Origin of the sequence: Sphingomonas sp., from assembly GCF_004799495.1 — a bacterium.
Classification (GTDB): Bacteria; Pseudomonadota; Alphaproteobacteria; order Sphingomonadales; family Sphingomonadaceae; genus Sphingomonas.
In genome coordinates this window covers 319,675-341,453 of sequence record NZ_SSMY01000008.1, presented here as the reverse complement: position 1 = coordinate 341,453, position 21,779 = coordinate 319,675, and the positions used below count along the sequence as shown (strand labels likewise).

At 66.5% G+C, this 21,779-nt stretch carries 27 protein-coding genes and 1 riboswitch; of the genes, 12 read left to right on the top strand and 15 right to left on the bottom strand.

The window, feature by feature from the left end; all coding sequences use genetic code 11:
- Positions 1-5: 5 nt before the first annotated feature.
- The 13 genes from E7773_RS09630 to E7773_RS09570 all read right to left on the bottom strand — a co-directional run bounded on the left by E7773_RS09630 (position 6) and on the right by E7773_RS09570 (position 9,871).
- Positions 6-431 carry a VOC family protein gene (locus E7773_RS09630; protein ID WP_363130235.1) on the bottom strand — a complete coding sequence of 142 codons (426 nt, stop codon included), beginning with the start codon at positions 429-431 and terminating at the stop codon, positions 6-8.
- A 96-nt stretch (positions 432-527) separates the two neighbouring features.
- Positions 528-803 carry a hypothetical protein gene (locus E7773_RS09625; protein WP_293990530.1) on the bottom strand — a complete coding sequence of 92 codons (276 nt, stop codon included), beginning with the start codon at positions 801-803 and terminating at the stop codon, positions 528-530.
- Positions 804-853: 50 nt separating this feature from the next.
- The gene (locus E7773_RS09620) at positions 854-1,618 is read right to left on the bottom strand and encodes a hypothetical protein (RefSeq protein ID WP_293990528.1); all 765 of its coding nucleotides are present in this window, start codon (positions 1,616-1,618) and stop codon (positions 854-856) included.
- Positions 1,618-2,088, bottom strand: a complete 471-nt coding sequence (locus tag E7773_RS09615) for a hypothetical protein (protein WP_293990526.1) — start codon at positions 2,086-2,088, stop codon at positions 1,618-1,620. The genes E7773_RS09620 and E7773_RS09615 overlap by 1 nt, the downstream gene beginning before the upstream one ends.
- A 90-nt stretch (positions 2,089-2,178) precedes the next feature.
- Positions 2,179-4,038, bottom strand: coding sequence for a phosphomethylpyrimidine synthase ThiC (thiC, locus tag E7773_RS09610; RefSeq protein ID WP_293990524.1), 1,860 nt, complete (start codon positions 4,036-4,038; stop codon positions 2,179-2,181).
- Positions 4,039-4,071: 33 nt separating this feature from the next.
- A riboswitch (TPP riboswitch) is annotated at positions 4,072-4,177 on the bottom strand.
- An 80-nt stretch (positions 4,178-4,257) separates the two neighbouring features.
- A complete protein-coding gene (locus E7773_RS09605) occupies positions 4,258-5,262 on the bottom strand; it encodes a ferritin-like domain-containing protein (protein ID WP_293990522.1) in 1,005 nt (334 codons plus the stop codon).
- 23 nt (positions 5,263-5,285) lie between these two features.
- Positions 5,286-6,239 carry a ferritin-like domain-containing protein gene (locus E7773_RS09600; protein WP_293990520.1) on the bottom strand — a complete coding sequence of 318 codons (954 nt, stop codon included), beginning with the start codon at positions 6,237-6,239 and terminating at the stop codon, positions 5,286-5,288.
- Between the two features lie 143 nt (positions 6,240-6,382).
- Complete coding sequence (locus E7773_RS09595) at positions 6,383-7,240, bottom strand: MipA/OmpV family protein (RefSeq protein WP_293990518.1); 858 nt, start codon at positions 7,238-7,240, stop codon at positions 6,383-6,385.
- Positions 7,241-7,306: 66 nt separating this feature from the next.
- Positions 7,307-7,654 carry a DUF2141 domain-containing protein gene (locus E7773_RS09590; RefSeq protein WP_293990516.1) on the bottom strand — a complete coding sequence of 116 codons (348 nt, stop codon included), beginning with the start codon at positions 7,652-7,654 and terminating at the stop codon, positions 7,307-7,309.
- Positions 7,655-7,667: 13 nt separating this feature from the next.
- On the bottom strand, positions 7,668-8,456 hold the full coding sequence (locus E7773_RS09585) for a sterol desaturase family protein (RefSeq protein WP_293990514.1): 789 nt from the start codon (positions 8,454-8,456) through the stop codon (positions 7,668-7,670).
- Positions 8,453-8,737, bottom strand: a complete 285-nt coding sequence (locus tag E7773_RS09580; protein ID WP_293990513.1) for a hypothetical protein — start codon at positions 8,735-8,737, stop codon at positions 8,453-8,455. Before E7773_RS09580 ends, E7773_RS09585 begins: the two co-directional genes overlap by 4 nt.
- A 4-nt stretch (positions 8,738-8,741) precedes the next feature.
- The gene (locus tag E7773_RS09575) at positions 8,742-9,320 is read right to left on the bottom strand and encodes a DUF2585 family protein (protein WP_293990511.1); all 579 of its coding nucleotides are present in this window, start codon (positions 9,318-9,320) and stop codon (positions 8,742-8,744) included.
- The gene (locus E7773_RS09570; protein WP_293990509.1) at positions 9,317-9,871 is read right to left on the bottom strand and encodes a phosphatase PAP2 family protein; all 555 of its coding nucleotides are present in this window, start codon (positions 9,869-9,871) and stop codon (positions 9,317-9,319) included. Before E7773_RS09570 ends, E7773_RS09575 begins: the two co-directional genes overlap by 4 nt.
- 90 nt (positions 9,872-9,961) lie before the next feature.
- On the opposite strand from E7773_RS09570, the gene crtY reads away from it, so the two are divergent.
- The 5 genes from crtY to E7773_RS09545 all read left to right on the top strand — a co-directional run bounded on the left by crtY (position 9,962) and on the right by E7773_RS09545 (position 14,647).
- The gene (crtY, locus tag E7773_RS09565) at positions 9,962-11,116 is read left to right on the top strand and encodes a lycopene beta-cyclase CrtY (protein WP_293990507.1); all 1,155 of its coding nucleotides are present in this window, start codon (positions 9,962-9,964) and stop codon (positions 11,114-11,116) included.
- A complete protein-coding gene (locus tag E7773_RS09560) occupies positions 11,113-12,588 on the top strand; it encodes a phytoene desaturase (RefSeq protein ID WP_293990505.1) in 1,476 nt (491 codons plus the stop codon). The genes crtY and E7773_RS09560 overlap by 4 nt, the downstream gene beginning before the upstream one ends.
- A 148-nt stretch (positions 12,589-12,736) precedes the next feature.
- A complete protein-coding gene (locus tag E7773_RS09555; protein WP_293990503.1) occupies positions 12,737-13,318 on the top strand; it encodes a TIGR00730 family Rossman fold protein in 582 nt (193 codons plus the stop codon).
- A 109-nt stretch (positions 13,319-13,427) separates the two neighbouring features.
- Positions 13,428-14,372, top strand: coding sequence for a phytoene/squalene synthase family protein (locus E7773_RS09550; RefSeq protein ID WP_293990501.1), 945 nt, complete (start codon positions 13,428-13,430; stop codon positions 14,370-14,372).
- 59 nt (positions 14,373-14,431) lie between these two features.
- On the top strand, positions 14,432-14,647 hold the full coding sequence (locus tag E7773_RS09545) for a hypothetical protein (protein ID WP_293990499.1): 216 nt from the start codon (positions 14,432-14,434) through the stop codon (positions 14,645-14,647).
- Positions 14,648-14,652: 5 nt separating this feature from the next.
- Here E7773_RS09545 and E7773_RS09540 read toward each other — a convergent pair whose 3' ends face one another.
- The gene (locus E7773_RS09540; protein WP_293990497.1) at positions 14,653-14,883 is read right to left on the bottom strand and encodes a hypothetical protein; all 231 of its coding nucleotides are present in this window, start codon (positions 14,881-14,883) and stop codon (positions 14,653-14,655) included.
- A gap of 82 nt (positions 14,884-14,965) precedes the next feature.
- Between E7773_RS09540 and E7773_RS09535 the strand changes: the two genes are divergently transcribed.
- Entirely contained in the window at positions 14,966-16,792 is a 1,827-nt protein-coding gene (locus E7773_RS09535; protein ID WP_293990495.1) for an ABC transporter ATP-binding protein/permease, read from the top strand.
- Here the strand turns inward: E7773_RS09535 and E7773_RS09530 are convergent, their stop codons facing one another.
- Positions 16,793-17,065, bottom strand: a complete 273-nt coding sequence (locus E7773_RS09530; protein WP_293990493.1) for a GNAT family N-acetyltransferase — start codon at positions 17,063-17,065, stop codon at positions 16,793-16,795.
- Positions 17,066-17,094: 29 nt separating this feature from the next.
- On the opposite strand from E7773_RS09530, the gene E7773_RS09525 reads away from it, so the two are divergent.
- The 6 genes from E7773_RS09525 to E7773_RS09500 are packed head-to-tail and all read left to right on the top strand — an operon-like array spanning position 17,095 to position 21,775.
- A complete protein-coding gene (locus E7773_RS09525) occupies positions 17,095-18,000 on the top strand; it encodes an MBL fold metallo-hydrolase (protein ID WP_293990491.1) in 906 nt (301 codons plus the stop codon).
- On the top strand, positions 17,997-18,575 hold the full coding sequence (locus E7773_RS09520; RefSeq protein WP_293990489.1) for a hypothetical protein: 579 nt from the start codon (positions 17,997-17,999) through the stop codon (positions 18,573-18,575). The genes E7773_RS09525 and E7773_RS09520 overlap by 4 nt, the downstream gene beginning before the upstream one ends.
- Positions 18,576-18,600: 25 nt before the next feature.
- The gene (locus tag E7773_RS09515; RefSeq protein WP_293990487.1) at positions 18,601-19,137 is read left to right on the top strand and encodes a hypothetical protein; all 537 of its coding nucleotides are present in this window, start codon (positions 18,601-18,603) and stop codon (positions 19,135-19,137) included.
- Between the two features lie 54 nt (positions 19,138-19,191).
- Entirely contained in the window at positions 19,192-20,955 is a 1,764-nt protein-coding gene (gene recQ, locus E7773_RS09510) for a DNA helicase RecQ (RefSeq protein WP_293990485.1), read from the top strand.
- Complete coding sequence (locus E7773_RS09505) at positions 20,952-21,380, top strand: TIGR01244 family sulfur transferase (protein ID WP_293990484.1); 429 nt, start codon at positions 20,952-20,954, stop codon at positions 21,378-21,380. Before recQ ends, E7773_RS09505 begins: the two co-directional genes overlap by 4 nt.
- Positions 21,377-21,775: a hypothetical protein gene (locus E7773_RS09500; RefSeq protein ID WP_293990482.1), complete on the top strand. Its 399-nt coding sequence runs from the start codon at positions 21,377-21,379 to the stop codon at positions 21,773-21,775. The genes E7773_RS09505 and E7773_RS09500 overlap by 4 nt, the downstream gene beginning before the upstream one ends.
- The last annotated feature ends 4 nt before the right edge of the window (positions 21,776-21,779 follow it).

Sequence of the window (21,779 nt, the reverse complement as noted above, 5' to 3'; positions counted from 1 at the left end):
CGCCGCTAGGCGCCCGCTGCGGCGGAGTGGCCGGGCGCGAATTCGACCAGGTCCCAGAGGTTACCGTACAGGTCCTTCCACACCGCGACCGTGCCGTAGTCGTAGGTCGCGGGCGGACGGACCCATTCGACCCCGGCGGCGGTGAAGGCGGCATGGTCGCGCGCGAAATCCTGGGTCGCGAGGAACAGGAACACGCGGCCGCCGGCCTGATCACCGATGTACTTCGCCTGATGTTCGGTCGAGGCGCGGGCGAGGAGGATGGTAGTGGCGGTGGCAGGCGCACCGGGCGGGCGGATCACGACCCAGCGCTTGTCCTGCGCGGGTTGATAGCTGTCCTCGACCAACTCGAAGCCGAGCTTGCCGACGTAGAAGGCGAGCGCTTCGTCGTAATCGCGGACGACCAGGGCGATGTGGGCGAGGTGGGGCATCAGCGGAGCCGTCCACACAGGACGGCGCAGCGGCGAATGTTCCCAATGTTCGCACTGACCATGAGGATCACTCTATCCGCTTGATCGGGGAAAGGGGAGTTATCCGATGGCCGCCATCGCGGCCCCGACTGGCCCGGTATCGGCGAGCGTCTCGATGAAGCGCCGCTGCTTCTCCTCGGTCCACCCGTCGAACCGCGGACGGCGACGGACGGGCACCCAGCGATAGTCGGCGGGGTCGTATTCGGACGGTGCGAGGTCGGCGTCGTCGGTGACGGCGAGCGCCTGGCTCGGGGCGGGTTGGCCGAGGGGCACGCGTTCGAAGGGAGAGCCCGGGGACAAGGGCTCGGGCTGGCGGGGATCGGATGAGTCGGTCATCCGACAGGGTAAGTCAGATGAAATCCTACATTAAAACAGTTTTCTTGCTTTCAAAAATTCAAAAGGCCTTTGGATTCAACATAACGATTCCCCGTCGGCGACAGGTTCACGACGTCTGTGGTTGAATTAAAATCAATCAGGGCATCATCGGAAAGACCTTTGAGCACGCTGGATCTGAACCTGCTCAAATTAGCGTAGTTAGACCAGCTACAAATTTCTCTTGCAGTTGCACCTTCCGGTGACGCGTAAGCTAGTACTAACGTCTTATCTTTTGTTGATAAGTCAGGGTTGAGAACCTTCTTCCTACCTTCATTATCCCAAACCACAGGAAGAATCTTTTCTGTAACGGTTTCGACAAGCGCTAATGCACTAGCTGTATCAGAAGAAGTGTAAACTCGGATTAATTCAGCGATCATCCATTTACACGAACGCATGAAAAATTCCGCATCCATGTGATTGGGATTTATATCACCGCTAACGTGGCCAATGGCCCTATTATTGCGAAGCTCGTAAGTAGCAATAATTATTCTAGGTATTTGAATGCGTACCGCTCGGCTAAAACTTTGACCCGCGGATTCAAGGGCGGTGCAAGCGGTTACCATATTCTGTGGCTTGGCTGGTGCAGATGGGTAGCTCCCGCTAGTCAGGCCCTTGAGTATGCTATAAATAATCTCGCATAATTTTCCGGCCTTGAGTCCGACCTTTTCCCAATCTCCAGCCCCATATTCACTCAGAAGCTGTCCGAATTCGCTGAGAAGTGGGCTTCGTAAACCAGGTGGGATGTCAGAAAGGGCAGCCGCCATCGCGTCCGACATCAATCGCGATCCCAATAGTAGGAGAAACCGCTACCATCGTTCGTGCGCTGGATTTCGCCACGATTAAACATCGGGGTGAGCGCCGCACCCACTTGATTACTTTTATGGGTCCAACCCTTCTTTGCCAGTCCGGCAACTATATCGCCCGTTGTACGGTGGGATTTGAAGAATCCATCTGACTTTAGCGCCAGGATACGATCTCTCGCACTCGCACCGGCCGGAGGCTTCCGAACTGCTTTCCGAGCTTTCTTCGGCTTGTCCGCGGCGCCCGGATCATCAGCTGGATTGGGAACAATCGGCTCGTCGGTAGTCGCGTCATTAGATTTAGATTTGGGCTGTGATTTGTGAGCGCCGAATCCAGCTGCCTCGACAAGATGGACTACTTTATCAAAAAAAGATGCCACGAAGGTCGCGTCACCTTCGAGTTCAATCAGTCCGGCGCTAACGTCGATCTTTACTTTGCAAGTCATGACCCTACCCCCTTCACCTAGGCTGTCACCTAGACACGGATCGAGTCAAGACCGACGTAGTGCTAGCTAATTGCCCCGCCACCGATGCGGTCAATCATGCTCCCTTCCGCCCGCGCCCATGTAAAGCTCGCGGCCGGTCGCCTCGTATAGCTCGCTCATCGCCGCCATCCCGGCCTCGGCGTCCTCGGCCGCAATAAACGTCTCCGCCCCCGCATTCTGCTTCGCCGCGAAGTCGCGCACCTCCTGCGTGATCTTCATCGAACAAAACTTAGGCCCGCACATCGAGCAGAAATGCGCGGTCTTGGCGCCTTCCGCGGGGAGCGTCTGGTCGTGGTATTGTTCCGCCGTGTCGGGGTCGAGCGACAGGTTGAACTGGTCGCGCCAGCGGAACTCGAACCTTGCGCGGCTGAGCGCGTCGTCGCGCAGCTTCGCCGCCGGGTGGCCCTTCGCCAGGTCGGCGGCGTGGGCGGCCAGTTTGTACGTCACCACGCCGGTCTTCACGTCGTCGCGGTCGGGGAGGCCGAGATGCTCCTTGGGCGTCACGTAACAGAGCATCGCGGTGCCGTACCAGCCGATCATCGCCGCGCCGATGCCGCTGGTGATATGGTCGTAGCCCGGCGCGATGTCGGTGGTGAGCGGGCCTAACGTATAAAAGGGCGCCTCGCCGCACGCCGCGAGCTGCTTGTCCATATTCTCCTTGATCTTGTGCATCGGCACGTGGCCGGGGCCTTCGATCATCACCTGCACGTCCTGGTCCCAGGCGCGCCTGGTCAGCTCGCCCAGCGTGTAGAGCTCGGCGAACTGCGCCTCGTCATTGGCGTCGGCGATGCTGCCGGGGCGCAGACCGTCGCCGAGCGAATAGGCGATGTCGTAGGCCTTCATGATCTCGGTGATCTCGTCGAAGCGTTCGTACAAGAAACTCTCCTTGTGGTGGGAGAGGCACCATTTCGCCATGATCGAGCCGCCGCGGCTGACGATGCCCGTCACGCGCTTGGCGGTGAGTGGGACGTAGGGCAGCCGGACGCCGGCGTGGATGGTGAAGTAATCGACGCCCTGCTCGGCCTGTTCGATCAGCGTGTCGCGGAAGATCTCCCACGTCAGGTCCTCGGCGATGCCGCCGACCTTCTCCAGCGCCTGATAGATCGGGACGGTGCCGATCGGCACGGGCGAGTTGCGGATGATCCATTCGCGGGTGTCGTGGATGTTGCGGCCGGTCGACAGGTCCATGACGGTGTCGGCGCCCCAGCGGATCGCCCAGACCATCTTGTCCACTTCGCTCGCGACGTTGCTGGCGACCGCGGAATTGCCGATATTGGCGTTGATCTTGACCAGGAAGTTGCGGCCGATCGCCATCGGCTCGGATTCGGGGTGGTTGATGTTGTTGGGGATGATCGCGCGACCGCGCGCGACCTCGTCGCGGACGAATTCGGGGGTGACGTAGTCGGGGATGGCGGCGCCGAAGCTCTCGCCGTCGCGGACGTATTCCGCCAGCATCTCGCGGCCGAGATTCTCGCGGGTGGCGACATATTCCATCTCGGGGGTGATGATGCCGCGCCGCGCGTAGTGCATCTGGCTGACGTTCATGCCGGGCTTGGCGCGCAGGGGCCGCTTCACGACGTTGGGGAAGCGCGGTACCCCGCCCGAGCGGTCGGGGCCGAGCTGGCCGTTATCCTCGGGCCGGATTTCGCGGGCGTCGTAGCTTTCGACGTCACCGCGCGCCTCGATCCATTGGCGGCGCAAATTGGGGAGGCCCGCCTGGATATCGATCCGGGCATTGGGGTCGGTGTAGGGGCCGCTGGTGTCGTAGACGTTGAGCGGCGGCTCGCCCGACGACGGCTCGAGGTCGATCGCGCGCATCTTCACGCCCAATGGGCCGACGCTGATCTTGCGACTCCCGCGGATCGGTCCGGTGGTGACGCCGATTTCGGTGCGGGCGGGGATGTCGGCCATTCGTCTCTACTCCATCTGCGGGAGGGACGGTGCTCTGACGAGGCCTGCCCTCCCTACGCCCGCGCTAACGGGATCAGGTTCAGCGGGTCGAGCGGTGCTAACCGCCCCTCTCAGCCAAGCGGCTCCCCGGGGATGGCGCGATGCTAGGCGCTTGGGCGGACAAAGAAAAGGCCGCGCGAAATGTCCCGCGCGGCCCGATCTTGCGTGAATGCCCCGGCGTCAGGGTTGCGCGGTGCTCGTCTTGAGGTTGCCGTTCAGTCCGGCCGGGAAGAAACCGCCCGCCGACACCGCCGCCTTCGTCTGATACGCGATGTTGAGCACCGCGCCCGTCGTGCGGCTGTATGCGATGCTGTTGGCGTCGGCGGGGGTGATGTTCGACGTGGTCGCATCGCCGCTGATGCCCTGATCGTCGTCGCTCGACCCGTCGAGGCTGTCGCGCCAATCGCTGAACTTGCCGGCGTTGGTGCGCAGCGCCGGGTTCGCGAGGCCCTTGGCGTAGAGCACGGTGCGGATCAGCCCGGCGTGGTACGATTCCGCGGCCAGCGCGCCCGCCGCCGCGGTCAGATAGGCGTTGCTGGTGATGAGCGGCGTCGCGCCCTTGTACGCGGTGACCCCGACATCCTCGAAGATGAACGCGGCGAGCAGGAAATTCTCGTCGCTGGCGTAGGGATCGAACGTGCCGCCCGCCGCGACCACGCCCGCCGCCACCGCCGCGGTGGTGAACGCCCCGCCCGCGCCGCCGTCGATGTTGATGCCGGGCATCGCCACCGCCGCCGCGCCGAGCGCGGTGCGCAGGTAATTGACGTGCGCCGCCTTGTCCTGCGCGATCTCGCGGGCATATTGCGCGACCAGCGGGTCGGTAAAGGTCACCGCGCGGCCGCCCGTCACGGTGCCGAGCGTGCCGGTGCCGCTGGTCTGCGATCCCGGAAGACCCGCGCCATAGACCGCGTACAAATAGAATTGCGCTTCGAGATATTCGAGGTTGAGCGCGAAGTTGAGGATGTCGATGTCGGCCTGTGCCGATGTCGACGACGCGGTCGGGGTCGGGGTCGGCGTGGGCGTCGGGGTGGCCGTGCTGTTGCCCGACTTGCCGCACGCGCTGAGCAGGCCGAGCCCGCCGATCGTGGCGGCGCCGCTGGTCGCGAGCGTCAGGAAACGGCGGCGCTCCGCGCGGCGGCGGTCGGTCGCGTCGAGGACGGCGAGCGCGGTGTCGTTATCGGTCATGGGTTTGCTCCTTTCGCTCGCTATCAGTTGGCGGCCGAGGTTTTGATGTTGCCGTTGACCCCGGCCGGGAAGAACCCGCCCATCGAGACCGCGGTATTGGTGAGGTAGACGATATTGAGCACTTGTCCCGTGCTGCGCGCGTAGGCGAGCCCGTCGGCGTCGAGCGGCGCGACGTTGGAGGCGGTGCCGCCGTTGATCGTCACCGGCGAAATGCCCTGGTCGTCGTCGGTGACGGTGCCGTCGAGGCTGTCGCGCGCGTCGGAGATCGCATCGGCCGAGGTGCGCAGGCTGGGGGTCGCCACCCCCTTGGCGTAGAGCGCGGTGCGAACCATCGCGGCGTGGTACGCCTCGACCGCCATGATTCCGGAGGTGGCCTCGACATAGGTCTTGCTGGCAAGCAGCGGGACCAAGCCCTTGTACGCGGTCACCCCGACATCCTCGAAGATGAACGCGCCGAGCAGGAAATTCTCGGGCGACGAATAAGGGTCGAACGTCGCGGGCAGGCCGGCGGCTACCGCCGCCTTGCCGAACGCGCTCGTCGCGCCCGTGCTGATGTCGATCGCCGGCTGCACGATCGCCGAGGTGCCGAGCTGCGCGCGCAGGAAGGTGACGTGCGCTACCTCGTCGGCGGCGATCTCGCGCGCGTAATCGCGCACCAGCGGATCCGAATCGAGGTTGTCGACGCGGCGCGCATTGGTCGCGGTCACCGCCCCCGGACTGGTGCCCAGCAGCGTCGACGAAAGCCCCGCGCCGGTCGCCGCATAGGAATAGAATTGCGCTTCGAGATATTCGAGGTTGAGCGCGAAGTTGAGGAAATCGGCATCGATCAGGGTCTGCGCGAACGCTTCCTGGCTGACCAGCAAGGTGGTCGCCCCGACCGCCGCGGCGCCGATCGCCGCCTTGAAGAATTCGCGCCGTTCCGACCGCCGCTTTACGCGCGAATCGAACGCCTCGATCAACTGGAGGTCGTCGGCCATCGTGTCATTCCTCTCTGCAATCCGGGGGGCAGGTCGCTCTCCGCCGCCGGCGCAAACCGGCATCGGAGGATGTTCCTGCTAGTCGCTCGCCTAGTCGCGGGGCAACCGTATATTTTGTCGCAAAGCGTCGGCGGCGCGAAATGTCAGAAAGTGTAGGCGAGCCCCAAGACCCCCATCCACTGGCTGCGGTCGCCCGCGATGCTGACGAGCGGCGAACGCGCGAAATCGTTGAGCAGCCGCGTGTACGTGCCCCCGCCGACCAGCTTGAAGCCGTGGAGCAGGTCGCCGGTCAGCGCGACCGTGCCGAGCAGGGCGAGCGAATAATCCTTCCACCCTTCGCGCGTCGTGAACACCGGCAGCCCGCTCGCCGCGCTCTGCGCCGCGTCGACGTCGAAATAGGCCTTGCCGTACCCGCGCTCGGCGTAATCGGCCGAGGCCGACAGCCCGACCCCGGCCTTGGTGCTGAGCGGGGTGAAATAGGTGAACGTCGGCGTGATGATCCCCGCGCGGTGCGCGCCGCTGATGCCCTTCCTGTAGCTGACCGAAAGCGAGATCCGGTCGTAGTCGCTGGTGATCACTCCGGTCTTGCCGATCCCGACGAACCCGCCGAGCTCGATCGCGGTCGACCGCTTGCCGAGCGCACGGATGCGCGGGTCGGAGATGTCCTTGAGGACCGAGCGGTTGAAATTGACCAGCGCCACCGGCCCGGCCTGGATGTCCCAGGTCGGCCCCGGCTTGTTGGGGATCAGGTCGACCGACGCGCGGTTGCCGGCGAGGGTGAAGGCGAACCCGCCGATCGATCCGATCGCGCCGGGGGCGGGGCGGAACACATAATGGTCCGATCCCTCGTAATCGGGGAGGTAGACGCCGCCCGCGCCGATCGTGATGCTGTCGCCGTCCGCTGCGGGGGCGGCGGGCGGAGCGGCGGGCGCCTCCTGTGCGAGCGCTGGCGCCGCGGCCAGCGCGATGGTCAAAGCGGTCAGGCAGAGGGCGAGGCGCACCGGCAAAACTCCGTCGGGAGAGGATGTTACGGGCACGCAACGCCCGTCTTGTCGATTAAGGTCCCTTCAGAACATATAACGCATCGTCACCTGTTGCGTTTGGGCAACGGCGCCGACCGCGAATTCGGCGGCCGAAAAGCGCGGCGGGCCGAAGCCGATGCGCGGATTGCGCGAGAACCCGAACCCTTCGCGCGGAATACCGGCAAACGTGTCGAGCTTCGCGTTCGAATTCTCGTCGTGGATCAGCGACGCGGTATAGGTGCCGGGTGCGATCCCGGCGAAGCGGATGTCGCGCTGCGTCGCGGGGACCGAGCGCGTGATCGCGTGCCGGTCGTCGACGCAGCCGGGGAAGTTGGCCGGATCGGTCGTCAGGCAGACGCGGATCATTCCCTTGTCCGAGCGCAAGCCCGTCACCCGAATGTCTAGGTTAGTCGCCTGCGCCGACGCTGCCGGCAGCGTCAGCGCGAGCAACGCCGCGGCCGCGAGCCGCCGCAGGCCCGAACCCGCCGATCCCGCGATCGGTGCCGCAAACCCGGTCCCAGAAACGGAAATAGAGCCCATAATTGCACCTGTACTCGGCATGATGCCGCTGATGATGGCTGGCGGTGATCACCCACTCGCCCACTGCCCCACGCCACAGGAAGCGCGGGAATATTTCCCACCCCATATGGTTGGTGACACCCATAACCGTCATGATTCCAAGGACAAAGCCCAAAGCGGCGACATGGATGGGAAGGACGAACACCAGCGCCGGAATGACTACCGCCCCGGTCAGCGCTTCCAATGGATGGAACGCCATCGCTGCCCAGGCAGTCGGCGGTCGGCTGGCATGATGGACGGCGTGCGCGATCCGGAACGGGCGCGGGCGATGCATCCAGCGGTGCGTCCAGTAGAACCAGGTGTCGTGCGCGAAGAGGTAGAGGAACACCGACAGCGGCAGGTACCACAGCGGATAGGCGTGGAGGTCGGTGTAGATCAAAGTCCAGCCCCGGTTCTGCCACCCCCAGGCGACGACGCCCGCGGGCACGCCGTAGATCGCGGCGGAGGCAAGGCTCCACGCGATCTCGCGGCGGATTTGACGATCGAGGCCGGTGTAGAGGCCAGGACGGACGGCGCGGGTGGCCAAGGCGAAAGCGCCGCTGCTCGCGAGGTAACGCAGCCCGACGATCAGCGTCATCGCGAGTGCTGAGAGCAGGATGGCGAACGTCGCGGTCATTCTGCTGCCCGTCGTGCCAGCTTTTCAAGAACGCCGGGTTGAAAGCTCCAGCGGCCATCGATGCGCTTGCCCGTGATCGTTATCACGTAGCGCCCGCGCTTTTGCCCCAATTCACTCGCCGATAGATGGCTCACTGTCACGCGATGGTCCGCGATGATTTTTCCATCTGGAATTGGGATCGCGACAACCTCCGGACTTAGACGTCGGCCGTTCATCGAGCGTCCGATCCACGCGAACACTCGGCGAATATCGTCCGGCCAGTCGTCGAGTGTATCGGGCATGAGTTCACGCACCCCCAGCCTGCCACACCCGGATCGCGTCGATCGGGTGGACCAGCATCAGCACGTTGAGCGTCAGATTGTCGCGGATCACCGCGAGCGCGAGCAGCTCGAAGAACAGCGCGAGGCCGATCGTCGCCCACACGGGGATGCGCCGCGCGACCGCGAAGCCGATCACCATCATCCCGATGTCGCTCATCGAATTGAGGATCGAATCGCCCGAATAGCCGACCGCCGCGGTCGCCGCGCGGTAACGGTCGATGATGATCGGCGAGTTCTCGAGCAATTCCCAGCTGCCCTCGATCAATACCGCGAGCGGCAGCGCCCACAATCGCGCCCGCCCCGGCAGCACGAGCCATGCCGCGCCGTAGAACAGGAAGCCGTGGATGATGTGGCTCAACGAATACCAGTCGCTGATCTGCTGGCTGTTCTCCGCCGACCATACTGCGCCGGTCCATAATTTGATCGTGCCGCACGGGCAGATGAGCGGGCGGTGCCACGACAGCTCGACCGCGAAATAGACGAGGACGATGAGGATCGCGGCGAGCGTCGCGCGGCGATCGACGGTGAGCGGGGCGCGGGTCACAGGATACCAGTCACGAACCGGTCGATCCACGTGCCACGGCGGTAGACTTGGCGAACGACCAGCGCCGCGATCAGCGCCGTCGCCGCGCCGCCGATCGTGTCGCCGACATAATGGATGCCGATGAACACGCGCGACAGCGCGATGACGCACGCTGCCACGAGGAACGCGCCGCCGCGCCGGGTCGCGCCGTGGAGCAGGAACGCCACGGCGATCGCGACCGCGGCGGTCGCGTGATCGGACGGGAACGACGGGTCGGCGCTCGGCGCGACGGTCAGGTGGGTGACCCCCGCGTCGTACGGCCGCACGCGGTGGACGAGCAGCAGGATCAGCTGGTTGATGCCGAGCCCGAGTAGGAACGACAGCCCGGCGGCGACTAGGATGTGGCGGTCGGCGGCGCGGTCGGCGCTGCGCCGCCACCATTGCACCGCGACGAGCAGCACGAGGAGCGGCACGCCCCACGTTGCCACCGCGATCATCGTTGCGTCGAGCAGCGGCGAGTGCCCGGCCGCCGCGTTGATCCAGTGCGTCAGCGAAGCATCGATCCCCTGCATGCCGCCGGGCTAGCGCCCGTCCCACCGTCGCGCCAGCGGGAAAAGGAGCCAAGGGTTTGCGCTTACGCCACATTGGCGTAGCGGGAGCCCATGCCCTCGATCATCCAGTGCGACGTGGCGATCGTCGGCGGCGGGCTCGCCGGCGGGCTGATCGCGCTCGCGCTCCGGACGAAGCGCCCCGACGTCGACATCCGCCTGATCGAGCCCGGCGCGATCGGCGGCGCGCATGTCTGGTCGTTCTTTTCGAGCGACGTGACCGATGCCGACCGCTGGCTCCCCGCGCCGCTCGTCAGCCACGGCTGGCGCGGGTACGAGGTCGCCTTCCCGGCGTACCGCCGCGCGCTGAAGGCGGGCTATTATTCGATCGAGTCCGAGCGGTTCGCGCGCGTCGTCGGCACGAGCCTCGCCCCCGGCCAGTTGCTCGCCGAACGTGCGATCGGGGTCGGCGCGGGCGCCGTCGTGCTGGCCAGCGGTGACCGGGTCGAGGCGCGCGGGGTGATCGATGCGCGCGGCGTCGCCGACATGTCGATGCTCGATCTCGGCTGGCAGAAATTCGTGGGGCGTGAACTGGTTCTGACCAAGGCCCATGGCGTCGAACGGCCGACGGTGATGGATGCGACGGTCGAGCAGATCGACGGCTATCGCTTCGTCTATTGCTTGCCGTTCGGCGAGAAGCGGATGTTCGTCGAGGACACCTATTACAGCGACACGCCCGATATCGACCGCGCCGCGCTGACCGAGCGGATCGATGCGTACGCCGCCGCCAAGGGATGGCAAGTCGAGAGCATCGCGCGCGAGGAAGCCGGCGCGCTCCCCGTCGCGATCGGCGGCGATTTCGATGCGTTCTGGCGCGGCGGCGGGGCGAAGACGCCCAAGGCGGGCTTGCGCGCCGGGCTGTTCCACCCGACCACCGGCTATTCGCTGCCCGACGCGATCCGGCTCGCGGTGGCGGTGTCGCGCGCGGGCGACCTGTCCACGCCCGCCTTGCTCGACCTGACTCACGGCATGGCCAAGCGTGCCTGGGCCGAGCGGGGCTTCTACCGCATGCTCGACGCGATGCTGTTCCGCGCCGCCGAGCCGGACGAGCGCTATCGCATCCTCGAACGCTTTTATCGGCTCAACCCCGGGCTTATAGGCCGCTTCTATGCCGGGCGATCGACGATGATGGACAAGGCGCGAATCCTGAGCGGGCGCCCGCCGGTCCCCGTCGGCCGCGCATTGGCCGCGATCCGGGGCCGCGCATGAAGTCGGCCATCGTCGTCGGTGCCGGGTTCGGCGGGCTCGCGCTCGGCATCCGGCTGCAATCGGCCGGGGTCGCGACGACCATCGTCGAGGCGCGCGACAAGCCCGGCGGGCGGGCGTATTTTTGGGAGAAGGACGGCTTCACCTTCGACGCCGGGCCGACCGTCATCACCGATCCGAACGCGCTCAACGAATTGTGGAAGCTGACCGGACGCGACATTTCGGAGGACGTCGAGCTGATGCCGGTGATGCCGTTCTACCGGCTCAACTGGCGCGACGGGACCAACTTCGATTACTCGAACGACGAGGCGCAATTGCGCGCCGAGATCGCGCGGCTCAGCACCGACGATGTCGCGGGGTATCAGCGGTTCCTGGAATATTCCGCCGGGGTCTATCACGAGGGGTACGAGAAGCTCGGCACCATCGCGTTCCTCGATTTCGGGCAAATGGTGAAGGCCGCCCCCGCGCTGATGCGATACCAGGCGTGGCGCTCGGTCTATTCGATCGTGTCGAGTTACGTGAAGAACGAGAAACTGCGTCAGGCGCTCTCGTTCCACACGCTCCTCGTCGGCGGCAATCCGTTCACGACAAGCTCGATCTACGCGCTGATCCACAAGCTCGAAAAGGACGGCGGGGTGTGGTTCGCGCGAGGAGGCACCAACCGGCTGGTCGCGGGGATGGTCGCGCTGTTCGAGCGGCTCGGGGGAACGCTCCGGCTCGGCGATCCGGTCGCGAGCATCGAAACGCTCGGCGACCGCGTGACCGGCGTGACGACGCAAAGCGGCTGGCGCGGCGAGGCGGAGGCGGTCGCGTCGAACGGCGACGTGATGCACACGTACCGCGACTTGCTCAAGACCTCGCGCAGCGCGCAGCGCACCGTGCGCGGCCTCGAAAAGAAGAGCTGGTCGCCCTCGCTGTTCCTCGTCCATTTCGGGGTCAAGGGCACGTGGCCGGGGATCCCGCACCACATGATCCTGTTCGGCCCGCGCTATAAGGAATTGCTCGCCGACATCTACGACCACGGCGTGCTGGCGGAGGATTTCTCGCTCTACCTCCATCACCCCACCGTTACCGATCCGTCGATGGCGCCCGAGGGGCATTCGACCTTCTACGCGCTCGCGCCGGTGCCGCACATGGGCAAGTTCCCGGTCGAGTGGGACGAAGTCGCGCCGGTGCTGGAGAAGCGCATCCTCGACGAGATCGGGCACCGCTTGATCCCCGACATCCACGAACGGATCGTCACCAAGTTCAGCTACGCCCCCACCGATTTCGCGCACGACCTGAACGCGCATCTGGGGAGCGCGTTCAGCCTCGAGCCGACGTTGCTGCAATCGGCCTATTTTCGCGTTCACAACCGCGACCCGCACATTCCGAACCTGTATTTCACCGGCGCGGGGACGCATCCGGGGGCCGGGATCCCGGGCGTGGTCGGGAGCGCCAAGGCGACCGCCAGATTGATGTTGGAGGGAAAATGATGGTGCTGCTGAAATCCTCCCCGTTTACGGGGAGGTGGCGCGCGCAGCGCGACGAAGGGGGTTCTCCACAAGCGATTTCGTTCGCGGCCCGCTCCCTCCACCAAGCCGCTGCGCGCCTTGGTCCCCCTCCCCGTCCCGGGGAGGATTTATGAACCGTATCGCCGTCTATTGCGGCTCGGCCAGCCCGAGCGACCCGCGTTATGTCGAGAACGCCCGCCACGTCGGCGCGACGCTCGCGCGGCGCGGGATCGGGGTCGTCTATGGCGGCGGGCGACTCGGGCTGATGGGGGCGATCGCCGACAGCGCGCTGGCCGCTGGGGGCGAGGTGATCGGGATCATCCCCGAAGCTTTGGTCGCCGCCGAGGTCGCGCATCGTGGGCTGACCGAGCTCCACGTCGTCGGCACGATGCATCAGCGCAAGCAGGCGTTCACCGATCTGTCGGACGGCTTCGTCACCTTGCCCGGCGGGACCGGCACGATGGACGAATTGTGGGAAGCGCTGAGCTGGGCGCAGATCGGCTATCACGCCAAGCCGGTCGGGCTCCTAAACCTCGACGGCTATTACGACGGGCTGATCGAATTCTGGGGCAAGATGGCCGAAGTCGGGTTCGTCCGGCCGCAGCATGTCGGGCTGCTGATCGTGGCGGATACGCTGGAGGATCTGCTCGACAGGATGGCCGCGTTCGAGCCGGCCACGACGATCGGGCAGATCGGCGCGAAGGACCTTTGATCGCGTCGGCCAACGCTGTGCTCCTGCGAAAGCAGGAGCCTAGAGCCAAGAGCAGTGTCGCTGATGACCTGGGGCTCCTGCTTCCGCAGGAGCACGCGGGGTGAGTGGTATGGACTTACCCAGCCGCGCCGCGATCGTCGCGACGGCGCGCGAGTCGATCGCGCGCGGGTCGAAGAGCTTTTCCGCCGCCTCGCGCCTGTTCGGTCGCACGACGCGCGAGCGGGCGTGGCTGCTCTACGCCTGGTGCCGGCGGTGCGACGACCTCGCCGACGGCCAGGACCACGGGCACGCGCTGAGCGTCGTTGCCGACCCGGCGGATCGTTTGGCGCGGATCAGGGCGATGACCGACGCGGCGCTCGCTGGCGAGACGGTCGGCGATCCGGCGTTCGACGCGCTCAGGATCGTCGCGGCGGAGACCGCCCTGCCCGCCAAATTCGCGCACGATCTGGTCGAGGGGTTCCGGCTCGACCTGGAGGACTGGCGCCCGCGCTCCGAAGCCGATCTCTACCGTTATTGCTATCATGTCGCGGGCGTCGTCGGGTGCATGATGGCGGTGGTGATGGGAGTCGATCCGCAAGACGACGCCACGCTCGACCGCGCGTGCGACCTCGGCATGGCGTTCCAGCTGGCGAATATCGCGCGCGATATCGAAGAGGACGATCGCGGCGGGCGCTGTTACCTCCCCGACGAATGGCTGGTCGAGATGGACGTGCCGCCCGGCCAGCACATGAAGCCGCCGTTCCGCCACCGCCTCGCGGTGCTCGCGCAGCGCCTCACGACGCAAGCCGCGGCGTTCGAGGACAGCGCGCGGGCCGGCACGCCCAAGCTGCCGTTCCGCGCGAGCTGGGCGGTGCTGGCGGCGGCGGGAATCTACGGCGATATCGGACGCGCGGTGGCGGCGCGCGGCGAGCATGCCTGGGACCACCGTGTCACCACCTCGCGCCGCGCCAAGCTCGGCTGGATCGCGCGGGCGGGCGGACAGGCGTTGCGGCGCAAGAAGCTCTATCCCCCGCTCCCGCGTGATCCCGATCTGTGGACGCGTCCACGCGGTTAACATGGTCTAAGCCATCTTTTGTGAGGAACCCGCAACATCGCGGGCGCATTACGCAGGGCATGACAATGCTTTCCCTCAAATTGTCGCGCGCCGTATCGGGGGGACGCGCCGAACCGTCACCGCCGCCCGACCGCGCGCAATTGCTGGTCACGCTCCTCAGGAAACGCGCCGCCGCGCACAATGTCGGGGCCGACGAGTTGGAGGCGATGCTGCGCGATCAGATCCGCTGGGCCTTGCCGATGGCGAAGGCCGAGGACGCTACATTACCCGACTGAAAAGATCAGCTGCGGCGGTCCTTGACCACGCGGTCGGCCATCGAAGTCCCGATCTGGCGGCACGCGGCGGTGATCGTCGGGAAATCGATATCGGTGTTGCGCATCAGTGCCGCGGGCATCGCCGCCTGGCATTGTGCCGCGCTTTGATACCGCACCGTCTCGATCCGCTGTTGCGAGCATTGCGTCTGACCGTCGCCGCAGCCCATGATCGCGATGACGTAGAATACCGAACCCATTACGCGTCTCCCGTCGCGGCATAAATCCGCGAGGAGCGGCGGTGGTTCCCTGAAGCCGGCCGCGCCCCTACATGAGGGGCCGATGCCGCCCGCCGAAATCCCCACGACCCCCGATCGCCCGCTGATCCCGACGCTGCGGCGGTTCCTGCCGTATCTGTGGCCCAAGGGCGAGCCGGCGCTGAAGGCGCGGATCGTCGGCGCGATGCTGCTCGTCGTCGCGTCGAAGGTGGTGCAGGTTTATGGCGCGGCGTACGCGCTCAAATATGCCGTCGATGCGCTCGCCGGGCATGCGCCGCTGGGCGTGACGAACATCTCGACCTTCGTGATCCTGATGGTGCTGGGCTATGCCGCCGCGCGACTGTCAACCACCGCGTTCGACAATATCAGGAACGTCGTGTTCGAGCGCGTCGGGCAGGAAGCGACGCGGCGGCTGGCGGCGTCGGTGTTCCGGCACCTCCACCAACTGAGTCTCCGCTTCCACCTCGAGCGCCGCACCGGCGCGGTCACCAAGGTGGTCGAGCGCGGGACCAAGAGCATCGACACGATGCTGTACTTCATGCTGTTCAACATCGCGCCGACCTTGCTCGAGCTCGTCCTCGTCATGCAGATCTTCTGGTCGAGCTTCGGCGGGTGGCTGGTTGCAGCGACGCTGGTGATGATCGTCGTGTACATCGCCTTCACGCGGATGGTGACCGACTGGCGCAACGCGCTCAGGACGCGGATGAACGACCTCGACACGGGCGCGGTAAGCCATGCGGTCGACTCGCTGCTCAATTTCGAGACGGTCAAATATTTCGGCGCGGAGGAGCGCGAGGCGCGGCGCTACGAAAAAGCCGTGCGCGCCTATGCCGACGCCGCGGTCAGATCCGAGAACAGCCTGGCGTGGCTCAACATCGGCCAGGCGCTGACCACCAATTTGATGCTCGGCGGGGGGATGGCGTATGTCGCGTGGCTGTGGAGCCAGGGCCAGTCGACCCCGGGTGACGTGGTGTTCGTCTCCACCCTGCTCAGCCAACTCTTCCGCCCGCTCGATTTGCTCGGCATGGTCTATCGCACGATCCGCCAGGGCGTGGTCGACATGGCCGCGATGTTCGACCTGGTCGACACGCCGAGCGAGGTGGTCGACGCGGCGGATGCGCGGCCGCTCAACGTGATCGACGGGCACGTCCGGTTCGAGGACGTCCACTTCGGCTACGACCCCGGCATGCCGATCCTCAAGGGAATCGACCTCGACCTGCGGCCGGGGCAGACGCTCGCCGTCGTGGGTCCGTCGGGCGCGGGCAAGTCGACCTTGGCTCGCCTCATGTACCGTTTCTACGATCTGACCGGCGGGCGGATCGCGATCGACGGACAGGATATCGCGCACGTTACGCAAGCGAGCTTGCGCGCCGCGATCGGCATCGTCCCGCAGGACACGGTGCTGTTCAACGACACGATCGGCTACAACATCGCCTATGGCCGCGAGGGCGCGTTGGACGAGGATATCGTCCGCGCGGCGAAGGGCGCGGCGATCGCCGGGTTCATCGAACGCCAGCCCGACGGGTACGAGACGCGCGTCGGCGAGCGCGGGCTCAAGCTGTCGGGCGGCGAGAAGCAGCGCGTCGCAATCGCGCGGACCTTGCTCAAGGACCCGCCGATCCTGATCCTCGACGAAGCGACCAGCGCACTCGACAGCCGCACCGAGAGCGAGATCATGGAAACATTGGAAGCGATCGAGCGCGGCCGCACCACCATCGTCATCGCGCACCGCCTGTCGACCGTGGTCCACGCCGACCAGATCGTCGTGCTCGACGCGGGCCGCGTGGCAGAGCGCGGTACCCATGCCGAACTGTTGCGCAAGCGCGGGCTCTATGCCGATATGTGGGCGCGCCAGGCGCAGGAACGCGAAGAGGCGCTGGCGGCGGAATAGCTAGGCGAGCAAATCCCGATACTCCGCATGCCGCTCGATATACGCCTTCACGAACGGGCATTGCGGGACGACCTTCAGCCCGCGGTCGCGCGCGGCGTCGAGCGCGGCGCGGATCAGTTTCGAGCCGATCCCGCGCCCTTCGAGCTTCTTCGGCACCAGCGTGTGGGTGAAGACGATCGTGTCGCCCTCGAGCTGATACGCGGCGATCGCGCGGTAGCCGTCGACCTCGAGTTCGAATTCGTGCTCGGCGCGGTTGTCGGTGACCTGTTCCATGCCCGGTCATTTGGCGATAGCGTCGCCGCATGCAAGCCAGCCGCCGGGAAATCGTCGCGGGTCTCGCCGCGCTGCCGTTGATCGGTGCGGCGCCGAGGCCGGGCGTGCGTGTGGTGCTGCTCGGCACCAAGGGCGGGCCAACGCCCTCGCCCTATCGCGCCGCGCCCGCGACGTTGATCCAAGTGGGCGGCAAGGCGTGGGTGGTCGATTGCGGCAACGGCGTCGCCAACCAGCTCGCCAAGGCGGGCGTAGCGCTCGACACCCTGTCGCGCCTCTTCGTCACGCACAACCATAGCGATCACATCGCCGACGTGGGCACGCTGATCGAACTGGCGTGGAGCTCGGGACTGAAGACGCCGGTAACGGTCCACGGCCCGCCGCCGATCAAGGCGATTGTCCGCGATCAGCTCGCGGCGCTGTCGTACGATGTTGCGGCGCGGATCCGCGAGGAAGGGCGCATCCCGCTCGCGCCGCTCGTCGATGTCGAGGAGCGCGCGACCGGCGGCGTGGTGGTGCGCGACGGCGGCACGACCGTCACCTCGTGCCTGGTCGACCACGAAAGCGTGAAACCAGCCTTCGCCTACCGCTTCGACACGCCGGGCCGGTCGATCGTGATCTCCGGCGACACGCATTATTCGGAAAACCTCGTCGCGCTGGCGAAGGGCGCCGACCTCCTCATCCACGAAGCGATCTACGCCCCCGCGATCCCGCAAATGGCGGGCGAGAACGCGTCCACGCTCGTCAACCACCTCCGCCGCAGCCACACCAGCGCCGAGGACGCCGGGCGGGTCGCGGCGCGCGCGGGGGTGAAGAAGCTCGTCCTGTCGCACCTCGTTCCCGGCGGCCCGCAGGTGACCGACGCGATGTGGCTGGCGGCGGTGCGCACGACGTTTGCGGGCGAGGTCGTGATCGGCCGTGATTTGATGGAGGTATGATGCTCGGACTGATCGCCGCGTTGCTGCTCGTCGTCCCGGCGAGCGCCTACGCGCAGACCCAACCGGCTGCCGCGCCCGCCTACACCACCAATGCCGAGATGACCGCGATCTTCACCGCCGACCAGGGCGACCGCGATGCGGGCCCGCGGATCGACTGGGCCGCCGTCCGCCCGCGCGACGCGGCGCGGCGAGCGCGCACCAGGGCGCTGCTCGACAGCGGCGCGTTGCAGAGCGGCGACGATTTCTACCACGCGGCGTTCGTCTTCCAGCATGGTGATGCGGCGGACGACTGCCTGCTCGCCCACACGCTGGCGGTCGTCGCGATCGCGCGCGGGCGGCGGGATGCGACGTGGATCGCGACCGCGACGCTCGACCGCTATCTGCAACGGATCGGGCAGAAACAGGTATTCGGGACGCAATATACGCGCGCGCCCGACCAGCCGTGGACGCAGGAGCCGTATGATCGCGCGCTGATTTCGGACCGGCTGCGCGCGGCGCTGGGCGTGCCCGACCAGGCGGCGCAGGATCGCAAGCGGCAGGCGATGGACGCCGAGTACAAGGCTGCCGGAAAGTGACGGCGGGTCGCAAGGGAGGAAGACGATGATCAGGACGGCGATAGTGATGGCGGCGCTGATGCTGCCGATGAACGCGATGGCGCAGACGGTGACGGTCAATCGCGGCGAAGCAGTGACGTTCACGATCGACGAGGACGGCAAGGCGGCGCCGCGCGTCGTCGATCGCAAGCCCGCGACCGACATGACCGAATTCGAAAAGGCGACGTCGGCGAAGTTCGTGAGCGGCGCGTTCGACAATGCGACGGGCAACAATCCCCAGCCGATGACCGACGCGCAGATGGGAATGGTCTCGCCCAAGGCCGCGCCAAACACGGTCGACCTGCATTTCGTGCGCACGGCGGGCAAGGACGCGTCGCTGCTGGTCGTGATCAACGGTTATGACCGGGGCATGATCTATCGCGCGACGATGCGGCGCGGCGACAAGGCCGAGCCGACCGACGTGTGCCTCGTGATGCCGGGCAAGATCGGCAACGAATATTGGCCGTATCCGCTCGATTCGATCGAACTGTCCGATATCCGGCTGGTGCCGTGGAAGCCGGCGGACGGCGTTCCCTGTGCCTGACCGCGCGGCCGGGAAGCGGTGGCGTTGGTCGCGGACATCGTTATGTCGCGCGGGGTGACCGACCCGCTCGACATCCTCCATTCGACCTTCGGCTTCCCGGCGTTTCGCGGGGTGCAGGAGGCGGTGGTGTCGCGCGTGCTGGCGGGCGAGCGGACGCTGGCAGTGATGCCGACCGGGGCGGGCAAATCGCTGTGCTATCAATTTCCGGCGGTGATGCTGGCGGGAACGTGTGTCGTGGTCAGCCCGCTGATCGCGCTGATGCACGACCAGTTGCGCGCCGCCGAGGCGGTCGGGATTCGCGCCGCCACCCTGACCAGTGTGGACGAGAACCGGGCGGAAACGCGCGGGCGATTTCTCGATGGCGAGCTCGACCTGCTCTACGTCGCGCCCGAGCGCGCGTCGGGGTCGGACTTCAAGGAATTGCTCGAGCGCGGGAGCCTCAGCCTATTCGCGATCGACGAGGCGCATTGCGTCAGCGAATGGGGGCACGATTTCCGCCCCGATTACCGCCTGCTCCGCCCGCTGCTCGACCGTTTCCCGGACGTGCCCCGGCTCGCGCTGACCGCGACCGCCGACGCGCACACGCGCGCCGACATCCTCGACCAGCTCGGCATTCCCCGCGATGGCCTGATCGTCGCCGGGTTCGACCGGCCGAACATCCGCTATGCGATCAGTCCGAAGGACAACACCGCGCGCCAGATCGCAGACCTGATCGCCGAGCAGCCGGGGCCGGGGATCGTCTATGCCCAGACGCGCGTGGCGACCGAGAAGCTCGCCGAGGCGCTCGCCAGGACAGGCCGCCCGACGCGCGCTTATCACGCTGGGCTCGAACCGCCGGTTCGCGCGAAGAATCAGGCCGATTTCGTCGCATCCGAGGACATGGTGATCGTCGCGACGGTCGCGTTCGGGATGGGGATCGACAAGCCCGACGTGCGGTTCGTGGCCCATGCCGGGCTGCCCAAGTCGATCGAGGCCTATTACCAGGAAACCGGCCGCGCGGGGCGCGACGGCGACCCGGCGGTGGCGCATCTGTTCTGGGGCGCGGAGGATTTCGCCAGGGCGCGCCAGCGGATCGGCGAGGTCGAGCCGGGGCGGCAGGCGGGCGAGCGCGCGCGGCTCAACGCATTGGGCGCGCTGGTCGAGACCGCGGGATGCCGCCGCAAGCTCCTCCTCGCGCATTTCGGCGACGAAGCGCCCGACAATTGCGGCAATTGCGACAATTGCCTCGCCCCGCCCTCGGCGACCGACGCGACCGAGGTGGCGCGCAAGTTCCTCTCCGCCGTGTTCCGCACCGGGCAAAGCTTCGGTGTCGGCTATATCGAGAGCGTCCTGACCGGCCAGTCGAGCGAGCGCAGCCTGATGAACGGCCACGAGGCGCTGTCGGTGTTCGGGATCGTCGACGGCGCGGAAGAAGCCGCGCTGATCAAGCCCGTCGCGCGCGCCCTGCTGCTCAAGGATGCTTTGCGCGCCAACGATTTCGGCGGGCTGGAGTTCGGGCCGGCGGCAAAGGCACTGCTCAAGGGCGAGGCCGAATTGTCGCTGATCGTCCCGCCCAAACGCGTACGGCGGCGCAGAGGTACCGGCGGCGCCAACCCGATCGGCGACCCGCTGTTCGAAGCGCTGCGCGAGAAGCGCCGCGAACTCGCCAAGGAAAGCAGCGTGCCGCCGTACGTCATCTTCCACGATTCGGTGCTGCGCGACATGGCGGCGATGAAGCCCGATAGCCTGTCCGCGCTCGGCACGATTTCGGGGGTCGGCGAACGCAAGCTGGAGGCCTATGGTGACGCGTTTTTGCAAGTGATCCGGGAGGCGGCATGATCCGCAAGGTCGACGACAGCATTTCGGTGGCGCCGCAAATCCAGCCCGCCGACATCGCCGTGATAAAGGCGGCGGGATTTGTCGCTGTGGTCAACAATCGCCCCGACGACGAGCAGGAGGGGCAGCCGGCGGGAGACGAGATTCGCGCGGCGGCGCTCGCGGCGGGGCTGACGTACGCGGCGATCCCTGTCGGCGGCGGCGGTTTCAGCCACCGCCAAGTCGCCGCGATGGTCGACGTGCTGGAGAGCGCCGAGGGGCCGGTGCTCGCCTTCTGCCGCTCGGGCACGCGGTCGTGCAATCTGTGGGCGCTGGCGCGCGCGCGGATGGGCGATACGCCCGACGAACTGATCGCCAAGGGCGCGGGCGCGGGATACGACCTCGACGGGTTGCGGCCGTTGCTCGATCAATTGGCGGCGCAGGCATGAGCCACGACCAGATCGTCCAGCTCGTCGGATCGGTGATCGCGATCTTCGCGCTCGCCGGGGTCGCGCGGATGCTCAAGCTCGGGCAGAGCCGCATCGCGAACGAGGACGATGCGCGGCGCTTCGCCGAGGAAGCCTTGGCCGGTTTCGAGGGCGGGCGCGCGCTCGTGTCGGGTGATGGCGGCGCGGCGCTGGTCGCGGGGCGCGGCGCGATCGCGGTGTTGAAGCGCCACGGCGCGCAAGTCGCGGTGCGGCGGCTCGTGCCACCCTTGCGGATCTACGAAGCGGTCGAGGGTGCGACGGTGCAGACCGGCGAAAAGCTGTTCGGGCCAGTCGTCCTGTTCGGGATCACCGCCGATGAAGTGCGCGGGCTGGAAGCGCCACTGACACTGGTGTAAGCAG

What these genes read in the sequence shown, in the direction of transcription:
- E7773_RS09625 (WP_293990530.1), bottom strand. Translation starts at nt 803, where the DNA reads ATGACCGACTCATCCGATCCCCGCCAGCCCGAGCCCTTGTCCCCGGGC.
- E7773_RS09620 (WP_293990528.1), bottom strand. Translation starts at nt 1,618, where the DNA reads ATGTCGGACGCGATGGCGGCTGCCCTTTCTGACATCCCACCTGGTTTA.
- E7773_RS09615 (WP_293990526.1), bottom strand. Translation starts at nt 2,088, where the DNA reads ATGACTTGCAAAGTAAAGATCGACGTTAGCGCCGGACTGATTGAACTC.
- thiC (WP_293990524.1), bottom strand. Translation starts at nt 4,038, where the DNA reads ATGGCCGACATCCCCGCCCGCACCGAAATCGGCGTCACCACCGGACCG.
- E7773_RS09605 (WP_293990522.1), bottom strand. Translation starts at nt 5,262, where the DNA reads ATGACCGATAACGACACCGCGCTCGCCGTCCTCGACGCGACCGACCGC.
- E7773_RS09600 (WP_293990520.1), bottom strand. Translation starts at nt 6,239, where the DNA reads ATGGCCGACGACCTCCAGTTGATCGAGGCGTTCGATTCGCGCGTAAAG.
- E7773_RS09585 (WP_293990514.1), bottom strand. Translation starts at nt 8,456, where the DNA reads ATGACCGCGACGTTCGCCATCCTGCTCTCAGCACTCGCGATGACGCTG.
- E7773_RS09580 (WP_293990513.1), bottom strand. Translation starts at nt 8,737, where the DNA reads ATGCCCGATACACTCGACGACTGGCCGGACGATATTCGCCGAGTGTTC.
- E7773_RS09570 (WP_293990509.1), bottom strand. Translation starts at nt 9,871, where the DNA reads ATGCAGGGGATCGATGCTTCGCTGACGCACTGGATCAACGCGGCGGCC.
- crtY (WP_293990507.1), top strand. Translation starts at nt 9,962, where the DNA reads ATGCCCTCGATCATCCAGTGCGACGTGGCGATCGTCGGCGGCGGGCTC.
- E7773_RS09560 (WP_293990505.1), top strand. Translation starts at nt 11,113, where the DNA reads ATGAAGTCGGCCATCGTCGTCGGTGCCGGGTTCGGCGGGCTCGCGCTC.
- E7773_RS09555 (WP_293990503.1), top strand. Translation starts at nt 12,737, where the DNA reads ATGAACCGTATCGCCGTCTATTGCGGCTCGGCCAGCCCGAGCGACCCG.
- E7773_RS09550 (WP_293990501.1), top strand. Translation starts at nt 13,428, where the DNA reads ATGGACTTACCCAGCCGCGCCGCGATCGTCGCGACGGCGCGCGAGTCG.
- E7773_RS09545 (WP_293990499.1), top strand. Translation starts at nt 14,432, where the DNA reads ATGACAATGCTTTCCCTCAAATTGTCGCGCGCCGTATCGGGGGGACGC.
- E7773_RS09540 (WP_293990497.1), bottom strand. Translation starts at nt 14,883, where the DNA reads ATGGGTTCGGTATTCTACGTCATCGCGATCATGGGCTGCGGCGACGGT.
- E7773_RS09535 (WP_293990495.1), top strand. Translation starts at nt 14,966, where the DNA reads ATGCCGCCCGCCGAAATCCCCACGACCCCCGATCGCCCGCTGATCCCG.
- E7773_RS09530 (WP_293990493.1), bottom strand. Translation starts at nt 17,065, where the DNA reads ATGGAACAGGTCACCGACAACCGCGCCGAGCACGAATTCGAACTCGAG.
- E7773_RS09525 (WP_293990491.1), top strand. Translation starts at nt 17,095, where the DNA reads ATGCAAGCCAGCCGCCGGGAAATCGTCGCGGGTCTCGCCGCGCTGCCG.
- E7773_RS09520 (WP_293990489.1), top strand. Translation starts at nt 17,997, where the DNA reads ATGATGCTCGGACTGATCGCCGCGTTGCTGCTCGTCGTCCCGGCGAGC.
- E7773_RS09515 (WP_293990487.1), top strand. Translation starts at nt 18,601, where the DNA reads ATGATCAGGACGGCGATAGTGATGGCGGCGCTGATGCTGCCGATGAAC.
- E7773_RS09505 (WP_293990484.1), top strand. Translation starts at nt 20,952, where the DNA reads ATGATCCGCAAGGTCGACGACAGCATTTCGGTGGCGCCGCAAATCCAG.
- E7773_RS09500 (WP_293990482.1), top strand. Translation starts at nt 21,377, where the DNA reads ATGAGCCACGACCAGATCGTCCAGCTCGTCGGATCGGTGATCGCGATC.